The sequence below is a fragment of the Streptomyces sp. NPDC028991 genome, assembly GCF_055564775.1.
In genome coordinates this window covers 22,586-36,223 of sequence record NZ_JBVHVP010000034.1, presented here as the reverse complement: position 1 = coordinate 36,223, position 13,638 = coordinate 22,586, and the positions used below count along the sequence as shown (strand labels likewise).

At 75.7% G+C, this 13,638-nt stretch carries 2 protein-coding genes (1 of these 2 running past the window's edge); both read left to right on the top strand.

Going from position 1 to position 13,638, the window contains the following annotated elements:
- Nucleotides 1-463 precede the first annotated feature (463 nt).
- Complete coding sequence (locus tag ACZ4V1_RS33670) at nt 464-1,525, top strand: GDP-mannose 4,6-dehydratase (RefSeq protein WP_468344206.1); 1,062 nt, start codon at nt 464-466, stop codon at nt 1,523-1,525.
- Between the two features lie 435 nt (nt 1,526-1,960).
- Nucleotides 1,961-13,638: the start of a type I polyketide synthase gene (locus tag ACZ4V1_RS33665; RefSeq protein ID WP_468344203.1), read on the top strand. It continues 17,185 nt past the right edge of the window; only the first 11,678 of its 28,863 coding nucleotides appear in the window; it begins with the start codon at nt 1,961-1,963; the stop codon falls past the right edge of the window.

The window sequence follows — 13,638 nt, the reverse complement described above, 5'->3', positions numbered from 1 at the left end:
CCACCCTGCCAATGGCCCGGAACCTTGCGGTGCTCGGCTCGGCGGCGCGGGGCTGAGGGGCTGAGGGGCACCGTGCCGCGGATGATGCCCCGCCCGGCAAGCCGGCGGGAGGTCTTCGGACGACGCATGGGCCTGGCCGACCGCGGCTGACCGCCCGGTGCCGAGGGCGGGCGGTCGTTGTACTTCTGGGCTCCCCGCCGATCGGTGCGGGGCACGCACGGCAGTCCCGGACAAGCTGCTCGGGGTGGGGCCCCGGCCCCCCGGGGGATATGCCGTTTGCCTATGTGTTACGGCAGGTTTCGGCTGGACGGAGTGCGCGGGAAGACTCGCAAATTCCTTAGCCTTGCCCGTGCTTGCATGGCTGCGACGAGGACGGCTCGTGCATGGGGTGTCGACCGGTCCGCCCCGCGGGCGCGGACTTCCGCCCGACCGCGTCCTCACCGTGGCGGTGGAAAGAGGGAAGATGACCAAGCGCGCACTCATCACCGGAATCACCGGACAGGACGGATCGTATCTGGCGGAGCACCTCCTCGGCCTGGGCTACCAGGTGTGGGGGCTCTGCCGGGGGCAGGCCAACCCCCGTAAGGACCGGATCGCCAAGCTGATCCCCGAGCTGTCCTTCGTGGACGGCGACCTCATGGACCAGGGCAGCCTGGTGTCGGCCGTGGACCTGGTCCAGCCCGACGAGGTCTACAACCTGGGAGCCGTCTCGTTCGTCCCCATGTCCTGGCAGCAGCCCGAGCTGGTCACCGAGGTGAACGGCATCGGGGTGCTGCGGATGCTGGAGGCCGTGCGGATGGTGTCGGGCCTGAGCAAGTCCTCCGGGGGCACGAGCCGCGGCCAGATCCGCTTCTACCAGGCGTCCTCCTCCGAGATGTTCGGCAAGGTGGCGGAGAGCCCCCAGCGGGAGACCACCTTCCTGCACCCGCGCAGCCCGTACGGTGTCGCCAAGACGTTCGGCCACTACATCACCCGCAACTACCGGGAGTCGTACGGGATGTACGGCGTCTCGGGCATCCTGTTCAACCACGAGTCGCCGCGACGCGGGGCCGAGTTCGTGACCCGGAAGATCTCCCTGGCGGTCGCGCAGATCAAGCTGGGACTGCTGGACAAGCTCAGCCTCGGCAACCTCGACGCCGAGCGGGACTGGGGCTTCGCGGGCGACTACGTCCGCGCCATGCACCTGATGCTCCAGCAGGAGGAGCCCGGAGACTACGTGGTGGGCACCGGCACCATGCACAAGGTCAGCGACGCGGCGCGCATCGCCTTCGAGCACGTCGGCCTCGACTGGCGGGACCACGTGGTCGTCGACCCCGGACTCGTCCGCCCCGCCGAGGTGGAGACCCTCTGCGCGGACTCCGGCAACGCCCGCCGGGAGCTGGGCTGGAAACCCGAGGTCGACTTCGAGGAACTGATGCGCATGATGGTCGAGTCCGACCTGCGCCAGGCCTCCCGGGAGCGGGACTACAGCCGTCTGCTCGCCACCGGCGCCTCCGGTCCCTCCGGACTCGTGGGCAACTGGTGAACCGCGTCGCGTGGTCCTGCCGTCCCGTTGCCGGATCCCCCTGACGTACCTGCGGCCGTGCATCGGCCGCCGCCCTCACACACTAGGGAATTCCAGAGCGGACGCCGTCGCAGACTGAGCCCATGGTCAGCGGAACTGCGTGCTCGGCACGCGCACCGGGCGTGTGCTCCGGAGGAACGGCCCGGGCCCTGTCCGTCCGTCCGCGTGCCGGGGGGACCGGCACCGGGCCACCACGCGCGACGTGACACCCCGCCCGCCCTCGCAGGCGCGTGAGACACCAAGCCGGCCGGACCGCCGCCGCGGTCGTGTCCCCGGTCTCTCTCCCTCCCTCGGGCACGCCCGACCTCCCGGCGCCGTACGGCCGCCCGGGTCGTCCGCCGTCCACGTCGGACCGCCAGCCGTCCGCCGGTCTTCTTCCAGATGGGTTGCGTTGAAATGGACAAGGAACAGAAGCTCCGGGACTACCTCCGCCGGGCCAGCGCCGACCTGAAGCGCTCGCGGGAGCGGGTGGGCGAGCTGGAGGCGGCGGCCACCGAGCCCATCGCCATCGTCGGGATGAGCTGTCGCTACCCGGGTGGTGTCAGCAGCCCCGAGGACCTGTGGCGGATGCTGGAGGCCGGTGAGGACGGCATCACCGGCATGCCCGCCGACCGCGGCTGGGAGACCGCCCTCGGCGACGGGCCGACGGACTTCGCGGGCGGTTTCCTGCACGACGCGCCCGCTTTCGACCCGGACTTCTTCGGCATCTCGCCCCGCGAGGCGCTGTCCATGGACCCGCAGCAGCGGCTCCTGCTCGAAACCGGCTGGGAGGCGTTCGAACGGGCCGGCATCGACCCCGCCGGGGTGCGCGGCAGCCGTACCGGCATGTTCGTCGGCGCCATGCCGCAGGACTACCGGGTGGGCCCCGACGACGACGTGCAGGGCTTCCAGCTCACCGGCAACGCCACCAGCATCCTGTCCGGCCGCCTCTCCTACTTCTTCGGCGCCGTCGGTCCGGCCGTGACCGTCGACACCGCCTGCTCCTCCTCACTGGTCGCGGTGCACCTGGCGGCACAGTCGCTGCGGGCGGGGGAGTGCTCCCTCGCCCTGGCCGCCGGCGTCACCGTGATGGCCAGCCCCACCACCTTCGTCGAGTTCGCCCGGCAGGGCGGCCTGGCCGGCGACGGCCGCTGCAAGTCCTTCGCCGACGCCGCCAACGGCACCGGCTGGTCCGAGGGCGTCGGCGTGCTCGTCCTGGAACGGCTCTCCGAGGCCCGCCGCAACGGCCACCGCGTCCTGGCCGTGGTCCGCGGCTCCGCCGTCAACCAGGACGGCGCCTCCAACGGCCTGACCGCCCCCAACGGCCCCTCCCAGCGGCGCGTCATCGAATCCGCCCTGGTCAACGCCCGGCTGACCGCCGCCGACGTCGACGCGGTCGAGGCCCACGGCACCGGCACCGTCCTCGGCGACCCCGTCGAGGCGCAGGCCCTCCTCGCCACCTACGGCCAGGGACGCGATCCCGAACGCCCACTGCTGCTCGGGTCGGTGAAGTCCAACATCAGCCACACCCAGGCCGCCGCCGGCATCGCCGGCATCATCAAGATGGTCATGGCGCTGCGCCACGACCTGCTGCCCCGCACCCTGCACGTGGACCGGCCCTCCAGCCACGTCGACTGGACCGAGGGCGCCGTCCGGCTGCTCACCGAGCCCGCCCCCTGGCCGCGCCGGAACGGCGCACCGCGCCGGGCCGGCGTCTCCTCCTTCGGCCTGTCCGGCACCAACGCGCACACCATCGTCGAGGAGGCCCCGGCCGAGCGGCCCGCCGACGCCGAGGGCGCCGCGAAGGACGGGACGGCCGCGCCCGCAGTCGAGGCCGGCACGCTGCCCTGGCTGCTGTCCGGCCGCACCCCCGAGGCGCTGCGCGCCCAGGCCACCCGGCTCCTCGACCACCTGGCCGCACGCCCCGGGCCGCGCGCCCTGGACGTGTCCCACGCCCTGGCCACCACCCGCTCCGCCTTCGAGCACCGGGCGGCGTTCACCGCCACCGACCGGGACACCGCCGTCGCCGCCCTCACCGCGCTGGCCGCGGGAGAGGACGCCCCGGGCCTGAGCACCACCCAGCTGCGCGGCCGTACCAAGCTCGCCGTGCTCTTCTCCGGCCAGGGCTCCCAGCGACCGGGCATGGGGCGTGAGCTGTACGCCCGCTTCCCCGCCTTCGCCCGCGCCCTCGACGAGGTGCTGGGCCACCTCGACGCCGGCCTCGGCCGCCCGCTGCGCCCCTTGATGTTCGCCGAGGAGGGCAGTGCCGAGGCGGCCCTGCTCGATCGCACCGAGTACGCCCAGCCCGCCCTGTTCGCCCTCGAGGTGGCCCTCTACCGGCTCGTCGAGTCCTTCGGAGTCACCCCGGACCACCTCGCCGGGCACTCCGTCGGGGAGATCGCCGCCGCCCACGTGGCCGGGGTGTTCTCCCTGGCGGACGCCTGCACCCTGGTCCTCGCGCGCGGCCGGCTCATGCAGGCGCTGCCCGAAGGCGGCGCCATGGCCTCCCTGGAGGCCACCGAGGACGAGGTCGCGCCGCTCCTGGCCGAACACCCCGGACAGGTCTCCGTCGCCGCCGTCAACGGGCCCCGGGCCGTGGTCGTCGCCGGTGAGCACGGCGCGGTCGAGGACGTCAGCTCGCGCGTCGCCGCCCTGGGACGCCGCACCCGCCGGCTGCGGGTCTCGCACGCCTTCCACTCGCCGCTCATGGAGCCCATGCTGGAGGAGTTCCGGACGGTCGTCGCCGGACTCTCCCCGCAGGCCCCCACCATCCCGGTCGTCACCAACCTGACCGGCGCCCCCGCCACCCTCGAGCAGCTGACCTCCGCCGACCACTGGACCGACCACGTCCGGCACGCGGTGCGCTTCGCCGACGGAGTCTCCTGGCTCGCCGGACACGGCACCGGCCTGTTCCTCGAACTCGGCCCCGACGCCACGCTCGCCGCCCTCACCCGCACCGTCCTGGACGACCAGGGACACGACCAGGCCGCCGTGCTGCCCGCGCTGCGCAAGGACCGCCCCGAGGCCGCCGCACTCACCGAGGCCGCCACCGGCCTGTACCTGCGGGGCACCGCCCTGCGCTGGAAGGGCTGGTTCGAGGGCACCGGAGCCGCCCGCGCCGACCTGCCCACCTACGCCTTCCAGCACCGCCGCTTCTGGCCCAAAGGCGTCACCGGACTCCCCGGCGACCTGCGGTCCGCGGGACTCGGCGCCGCCCACCACCCGCTGCTCGCCGCCGCCGTCACCCTCGCCAACTCCGACGGCCTGCTCCTCACCGGCCGCCTGTCGGCGCGCACCCACCCCTGGCTCGCCGACCACGCCGTACGCGGCACCGTGCTGCTGGCCGGCACCGCGTTCCTGGAACTGGCCGTGCGGGCCGGTGACGAGGTCGGCTGCGAGCGGGTCGAGGACCTCACCCTGGCCGCGCCGCTGGCACTGCCCGAGGACGGCGGGGTCCAGCTCCAGGTGTGGATCGGCAGCCCCGACGAAACCGGCCGCCGCCCCCTGAGCCTGTACTCCCGCCCCGACGGCGAGGAGGACAGGCCCTGGACCCGGCACGCCGAGGGCACCCTCGCCTCCGGCGCCCAATCCTTCGGGGAGACGGAGGAGTTCGACGCCACCGTCTGGCCGCCCGCCGGCGCCGAGTCCGTCGCGCTCGACGGCTTCTACGACGGTCTGGCCGACGCCGGGTTCTCCTACGGCCCCGCCTTCCGCGGCCTGCGCGCCGTCTGGCGGCGCGGCGAGGAGACCTTCGCCGAGGTCGCCCTCGACGCCGGACCGGCCGGCGACGCCCCCTCCTTCGGCCTGCACCCCGCGCTGCTCGACGCCGCCCTGCACGCCACCGCGCTCGCGCCGCTGGGCGGCGACGCCCGCGGCGGGCTGCCCTTCGCCTGGCAGGACGTGACCCTGCACGCGAGCGGCGCCGCCGAGGCCCGGGTCCGCATCACCCCGGCCGGTGACGACGCCGTCGCCGTGGCCCTCGCCGACACCACCGGCGCGCCCGTCGCCTCGGTCGGCTCCCTGGTGCTGCGCTCCGCACCCGACGCCCGGGGCGCCGCCGCCTCCGCCCTGGAGCGGGACGCCCTGTTCGCCCTCGACTGGGTACGGGTGCCCGGTACCGCGGGGGAGCCCCGCACCGGTGCCGTCGGCCTGCTCGGCGCCGACCCGTACCACCTGGGCGACGCCCTCGCGGCAGCCGGGACGCCGGTCGACGTCCTCACCGGGGACGCCCCCGCCCTCGGCACCGGCACGCCGGAGCTGGTGCTCGCCTGCGTCACGGGCGCCGGTGACGACGTCCCGGCCGCGGTGCACACGCTCACCGCACGCGTCCTCACCCGACTCCAGGAATGGCTCGCCGCGGACACCCCCCGCGGCTCCCGCCTGGTGTTCGTCACCCGGGGCGCGGTCCCCGCGGGCGGGGGAGGCGTCACCGACCCCGCCGCCGCGGCCGTCTGGGGCCTGGTGCGCTCCGCCCAGACCGAACACCCCGGCCGCTTCGGCCTGCTCGACCTCGACCCCGGGGCACCCGTGGGCGACGCGCCCGCCGCCCTCGCCGCCGCCCTGTCCGCCGGTGAACCGCAGACCGCCCTCCGCGACGGCACCCTGCTCGGCGCCCGCCTCACCCGGGTCCGCCCCGGCGACGGCGACGCCACCGTGCCCTGGAACCCCGAGGGCACCGTCGTCGTCACCGGCGGCACCGGCGGCCTGGGCGCCGTACTCGCCCGTCACCTGGTCGCCGCACACGGCGTACGGCACCTGCTGCTCGCCGGACGCCGCGGCCCCGACGCCCCCGGCGCCGCCGAACTCACCGCCGAACTGCGGGAGTCCGGGGCCGAGGTGACCCTCGTGGCCTGCGACGCGAGCGATCCGGAGGCGGTGCGGCGGCTGTTCGCCTCCGTGCCCGCCGGCCACCCCGTCACCGGCGTCGTGCACACCGCGGGCACCCTCGACGACGGCCTCGTGGAGTCCCTCACCGAGGAGCGTCTGGCCGCCGTCCTGCGGCCCAAGGCGGATGCCGTGTGGCACCTGCACCAGGCCACCCGCGACCTGGACCTCGCCGCGTTCGTGGTGTTCTCCTCCCTCGCGGGCACCACCGGCGCCCCCGCCCAGGCCAACTACGCGGCGGGCAACGCCTTCCTGGACGCCGTGGCCCGCCTGCGCCGGGACGCGGGCCTGCCCGGACTCTCCCTGGCCTGGGGCCCCTGGGTGCCCACTGGAGGCATGACGGGGGAGCTGTCCGAGCGGGACCTGGAGCGCATGTCCCGCTCCGGCACACCCCCGCTCACCGCCGAGCAGGGACTCGCCCTCTTCGACGCCGCCCTCACCGTGCCCCGCGCCGCCGTCGTCCCCGCCCGGCTGGACCTCGCCGTCCTGCGCGGTCACGACGAGGTGCCGCCGCTGCTGCGCGGCCTGATCCGCACCCGCACCCGCCGCACCGTGCGCACCGGTTCCGAGGCGGCCCTCGGCCTGGCCCAGCGGCTGTCCCGGCTCGACGAGGAGGCCCGCGCCGAGGCCGTCGTCGACCTGGTCCGCACCCAGACGGCCACCGTGCTCGGTCACGCGTCCGCACACGATGTCGACCCCGAACGGCCCTTCCAGGAGCTGGGCTTCGACTCGCTGACCGCCGTCGAACTGCGCAACCGGCTGGCCGCGGCCACCGGCCTGCGCACCTCCGCGACCGTCATCTTCGACTACCCGACCGTCGCCGCCCTCGCCGGCCACCTCCTGCGGGAACTCACCGACACCGCGCCCGAGACCGCCGCACCCGACGCCGGCCCGCGGGCCCGCGCCACCGCCGACGACCCGATCGTCGTCGTCGGCATGAGCTGCCGCTACCCCGGCGGCGTCACCTCCCCCGACGACCTGTGGCGCCTGGTCACCGAGGGCACCGACGCCATCGGCGGACTGCCCGTCAACCGCGGCTGGGACCTCGACCACCTCTACCACCCCGACCCGGACCACCCCGGGACCTCGTACGCACGTCACGGCGGCTTCCTGCACGACGCGGGCGAGTTCGACGCCGGCTTCTTCGGCATGAGCCCGCGCGAGGCACTCGCCACCGACTCCCAGCAGCGCCTGCTCCTGGAGGCCTCCTGGACGGCCGTCGAACACGCCGGGATCGACCCGGTGTCCCTGCGCGGCAGCCGGACCGGCGTCTTCGCCGGCGTCATGTACAGCGACTACTCGGCGACGCTCGCCGACGAGCGCTTCGAGGGCCACCAGGGCAGCGGCACCGCACCGAGCATCGCCTCCGGCCGGGTCTCCTACGCCCTGGGCCTGGAAGGCCCGGCGGTCACCGTCGACACCGCCTGCTCCTCCTCCCTGGTCGCGATGCACTTCGCGATGCAGGCGCTGCGCGCGGGGGAGTGCTCGCTGGCCCTGGCCGGCGGCGTCACCGTGATGTCCACCCCGACCTCCCTGATCGAGTTCTCCCGGCAGCGCGGCCTGTCGCCCGACGGCCGCTGCAAGGCCTTCTCCGACGAGGCCGACGGCGTGGGCTGGTCCGAGGGCGTCGGCGTGCTGGTCCTGGAGCGCCTGTCCGACGCCCGCCGCAACGGCCACCGCGTCCTGGCCGTCGTCCGGGGCTCGGCCGTCAACCAGGACGGCGCCTCCAACGGCCTGACCGCCCCCAACGGGCCCTCCCAGCAGCGCGTCATCCACCAGGCCCTGTCCGCCGCCGGGCTGACCACCGCCGACGTGGACGCCGTCGAGGGTCACGGCACCGGCACCCCGCTCGGCGACCCCATCGAAGCCCAGGCACTCCTCGCCACCTACGGCCAGGACCGCGACCCGGAACGACCGCTGCTGCTCGGCTCCGTCAAGTCGAACATCGGCCACACCCAGGCCGCCGCCGGTGCCGCCGGCGTCATCAAGATGATCCAGGCGATGCGCCACGGCGAACTGCCGCGCACCCTGCACGCCGGCGCACCCTCCCGGCACGTCGACTGGGAAACGGGCGCGGTCGCCCTCGTCCACGAGCACACCCCCTGGCCCGAGACCGGCCGCCCGCGCCGCGCCGCCGTCTCCTCCTTCGGCATCAGCGGCACCAACGCGCACATCGTCCTCGAACAGGGCGAGCCCGCCAAGGCTCCGCAGACCGTCGAGGACGGCGGCACCTCCGACCCGGCCGTCCTGCCCTGGGCCCTCTCCGCCCGCACCTGCCCCGCGCTGCGCTCCCAGGCCGCCCGCCTCCTCGCCCACCTCGACTCCCGTCCCGCCGACGCCCCCGCCGACGTCACCCTGTCGCTGGCCACCACCCGCCCGGCCTTCGAACAGCGCGCCGTCGTCGTCGGCACCGCCGAGGACGCCCGCCGCGCCCTGGCCGCGCTGGCCGCCGACCGCACCGACCCGGCACTGGTCCTCGGCGAGACGGGCGGCGCGGGCCGCACCGCCCTGCTCTTCACCGGCCAGGGCAGCCAGCGCCCCGGCACCGGCCGCGAACTGTACGAGCGCCACCCGGTGTTCGCCGAAGCGCTCGACGAGGTCGTCGCCCACCTCGACCCGCTGCTCGTCGACGCCCCCGCCGACACCCCGCACGGCTCCCTGAAGGACGTCCTGTTCGCCGAGGAGGGCACCCCCGGCGCAGCCGCCCTGTACGAGACCGGCTGGACCCAGCCCGCCCTGTTCGCGCTGGAGACCGCCCTGTACCGGCTCGTCCGCTCCTGGGGCGTGCGCCCCGGCGTGCTACTCGGCCACTCCGTCGGCGGGATCAGCGCCGCCCACGCCGCGGGCGTCCTGTCCCTGGAGGACGCCTGCGCCCTGGTCGCCGCCCGCGCCCGCCTCATGCAGGCCCTCCCCGAGGGCGGCGCCATGTGGTCGCTCCAGGCGTCCGAGGAGGAGGTGCTGCCGCTCCTGGCGGGCCTGGAGGACCGCGTCTCCCTGGCCGCCGTCAACGGGCCCTCGGCCATCGTCGTCTCCGGCGACGAGGAGCCCGCCGGGCGCATCGCCGCCCACTTCGCCGAACGGGGCCGCACCACCCGCCGCCTGCGGGTCAGCCACGCCTTCCACTCGCCCCGCACGGACGCCGTGCTGGACGCCTTCCGCGAGGTCGCCGAGGGCCTGACCTACCACCCGCCCACCGTGCCCGTCGTCTGCGACCTCACCGGCCGCCCGGCCGAGGGCGACGACCTGCGCACCGCCGAGTACTGGGTGCGGCACGCGCGGTCCACCGTCCGGTTCGCCGACGCGGTACGCGCCGCCCACCAGGCGGGCGCCGCCACCTACCTCGAACTCGGCCCCGGCGGCTCGCTGTGCGCCGCCGCCCAGGACACCCTCGGCGACGACTCCGGCACCGACGCCGTCCCGCTGCTGCGCACCGGCCGCCCGGAGGACGAGTCCGCCCTCACCGCACTGGCCCGCCTGCACGTGCGCGGCGTCCGCGTCGACTGGGCCGCCGTCCACCAGGGCACCGGCGCCACCACCGTCGAACTGCCCACCTACGCCTTCCAGCACGAGACGTACTGGCCGGACACCACCGCGCCCACCGCCCGCCGTACCGCCGGCGGGGCAGCCACCGACCCGGCCGACGCCGAACTGTGGACCGCCGTCGAGTCCGGCGACGCCGCCGGGCTGGCCGGGCTGCTCGGCCTGCGCGACGAGGAGCACGCCTCCCTGTACGCGCTGCTGCCGTCCCTGTCGTCCTGGCGGCGCGCCCGCCAGGAACGCGCCGTCCTGGACGCCGCCCGCTACCGGGTCGCCTGGCACCCGGCGGGCACCGGGGGCGCCCCCGTCCTGGACGGCACCTGGCTCGCCGTCACCACGGCCGCCTCCGGCGCCGACGCGGACACCGCACCCGGCTCGCGCCCCGACGAGGCCGCGGAGGTCCTCGACGCGCTGCGCGGCCACGGTGCCGTCCTCCGGCGCCTCGTCCTGGACGAGACCCACCTCGACCGCGACCGCCTCGCCGAGACCCTGCGCGCCGCCGTCGAGACCGAGGCCGCCGACGGCGGCGCCGGCGTCAGCGGCGTCCTCTCCCTGCTGCCGCTCGGCGACCCGGCCCGCCCAGAAGGCGGGTTGCCCACCGGCTTCGCCCTCGGCGTCGTCCTCGCCCAGGCCCTCGGCGACACCGGCGTCACCGCCCCGCTGTGGACCGTGACCCGGGGCGCCGTCACCACCGGCCCCGGCGACCCCCTGACCCACCCCGCCCGGGCAACCGCCTGGGGCCTGGGCCGGGTAGCCGCCCTGGAGCGCCCCGAGCAGTGGAGCGGCCTGGTCGACCTGCCGCAGGTCCTCGACGCCCCGGCCGTCCAGCGCCTGGTCAGCGTGCTAGCCACCCACGAGGGTGAGGACCAGCTCGCCGTGCGCGCCGACGGCACCCTCGCCCGCCGCGTCGTACGCCACCCCGGCGACGACCTGCCCCGCGAGGACGAGTTCACGGCCTCCGGCACCGTCCTGATCACCGGCGGCACCGGCGGCCTCGGCGCCGAGACCGCCCGCTGGCTCGCCCGGTCCGGCGCCGCCCACCTGATCCTCACCGGCCGCCGCGGCACCGACGCCCCCGGCGCCGCCGGACTCCGCGCCGAACTGGAGGAACTCGGCGCCCGGGTCACCCTCGTCGCCTGCGACGCCGCCGACCGCGGCGCGCTGGCCGCGGTGCTCGACGGCGTACCCGACGACGCGCCCCTCACCGGTGTGGTGCACGCCGCCGGCGTCGGCCAGGCCACCCCGCTGGCCGCCACCCCACTGGACGAGGTCGGCGCGGCGATGGCCGCCAAGACCCTCGGCGCCGCCCACCTCGACGCCCTGCTCGGCGACCGCGACCTGGACTTCTTCGTCCTGGTCTCCTCCGTCGCCGGCGTGTGGGGCAGTGCGGGGCAGAGCGCCTACGCAGCCGCCAACGCCTACCTCGACGCGCTCGCCGAGAACCGCCGCTCGCGCGGCCTCGCCGCCACCTCCGTCGCCTGGGGACCCTGGGCCGAGGTCGGCATGGCCAGCGCCCACCGCTCGGTCTCCGAAGGCATCGAGCGCACCGGACTGCGGCTCCTGCGGCCGGGCACCGCCATGGCCGAGCTGCGCCGCGCCGTCGTACGCGGCGAGAGCGCCGTCACCGTCGCCGACGTCGACTGGGCGCAGTACCACCCCGTCTTCACCGCCGCCCGCGCCGGCCGCCTGTTCGACGCGATCGACACCGTCGCCGCCCTGGGCGCCCCCGGCACCCCGGGCGCCTCCGGCACGGCCACCGAACTGGCCGGCCGGCTCGGCGGCCTCACCGCCGAGGAGCAGGAGCGGCTGCTGCTCGACCTGGTGCGCTCCGAGGCCGCCGTCGTCCTCGGCCACACCTCCGCCGAGGGCGTGCCCGCCAAGCGCGCCTTCCGGGACGCCGGCTTCGACTCGCTGACCGCGGTGGAACTGCGCAAGCGGCTCGCCGCCCTCACCGGGCTCACCCTGCCCACCACCCTGGTCTTCGACTACCCGAACCCCGTCGCCCTCGCCCGCCACCTGCGCGGCGAACTCCTGGGCGGCGCCGACCCCGCCGCCGCGCCCGCCACCGGACCCGCCGCCACCGACGAGCCCATCGCCATCGTCGGCATGAGCTGCCGCTTCCCCGGCGGCGTCCGCTCCGCCGACGCGTTCTGGCGGCTGGTCGCCGACAGCACCGACGCCATCTCCGAGTTCCCCGTCAACCGCGGCTGGGACGCGGACGCCCTGTTCGACCCCGACCCCGACCGGCCGGGCACCACGTACTCCACGCGGGGCGGCTTCCTGCACGACGCGGGCGAGTTCGACGCCGGGTTCTTCGGCATCTCGCCGCGCGAGGCGCTGGCCATGGACCCGCAGCAGCGCCTGCTCCTGGAGACCACCTGGGAGGCGTTCGAGCACGCCGGCATCGACCCCGCCTCGGTGCACTCCACGCCCACCGGCACCTTCATCGGCTCCACCTACCAGGACTACGGCGTCGGCATGGACGACGGCTCCGCGGGTCACGCCGTCACCGGCTCCAGCCCCAGCGTCCTGTCCGGGCGCCTGGCCTACACCTTCGGCCTGGAGGGCCCGGCGGTCACCGTCGACACCGCCTGCTCCTCCTCCCTGGTCGCGCTGCACCTGGCCTGCCAGTCGCTGCGCAACGGCGAGTCCACCCTCGCCCTGGCCGGCGGCGCCACCGTCATGACCAACCCGATGCCGTTCATCGCCTTCAGCCGGCAGCGGGCCCTCGCCCGGGACGGCCGCTGCAAGGCCTTCTCCGAGGGCGCCGACGGCATGACCCTCGCCGAGGGCATCGGCATGCTCGTCCTGGAGCGGCTCTCCGACGCCCGCCGCAACGGCCACGAGGTCCTCGCCGTCGTCCGCGGTTCGGCCATCAACCAGGACGGCGCCTCCAACGGCCTGACCGCCCCCAACGGACCCTCCCAGGTCCGCGTCATCCGCCAGGCCCTGCGCGCCGCCGGCCTGACCACGGCCGACGTCGACGCCGTGGAGGCCCACGGCACCGGCACCGCCCTCGGCGACCCGATCGAGGCGCAGGCCCTGCTCGCCACCTACGGTCACGGCCGTGACCCCGAACACCCGCTGCTGCTCGGCTCGGTGAAGTCCAACATCGGCCACACCCAGTCGGCCGCGGGCGTCGCCGGCGTCATCAAGATGGTCCAGGCGATGCGCCACGGCGAGCTGCCGCGCACCCTGCACTCCGAGGAACCCTCCAGCCACATCGACTGGACCGGCGGCACCGTCCGCCTGATCACCGAGAACACCGGGTGGAGCCGGAACGACCGCCCACTGCGCTGCGCCGTCTCCTCCTTCGGCATCAGCGGCACCAACGCGCACGCCGTCCTGGAGCAGGCACCCCCGGTCCAGGAGCCCGCGCCCGCCCCCGAGCCCGCCCTCCCGGCGGGCGGCACCCTGCCCTGGGTCCTGTCCGCCGCCGCCCCCGCCGCCCTGCGCGAACAGGCCGCCAACCTCGCCGCACACGTCACCACCGACGCCGCGCCGCACCCCAGCGACGTCGGCCACACCCTGATCACCGCCCGCTCCGTCCTGGAGCACCGGGCCGTCGCCCTCGGCCCGGACCTCACCGAACTCGCCGACGCCCTCACCGCGTTCGGCGCCGGCGAATCCACCGCCCGGATCGTCCAGGGCACGGCCGACACCGAGGGGCGCAC

Coding starts and splice junctions, on each gene's coding strand:
- ACZ4V1_RS33670 (WP_468344206.1), top strand. CDS start 464: ATGACCAAGCGCGCACTCATCACCGGAATCACCGGACAGGACGGATCG.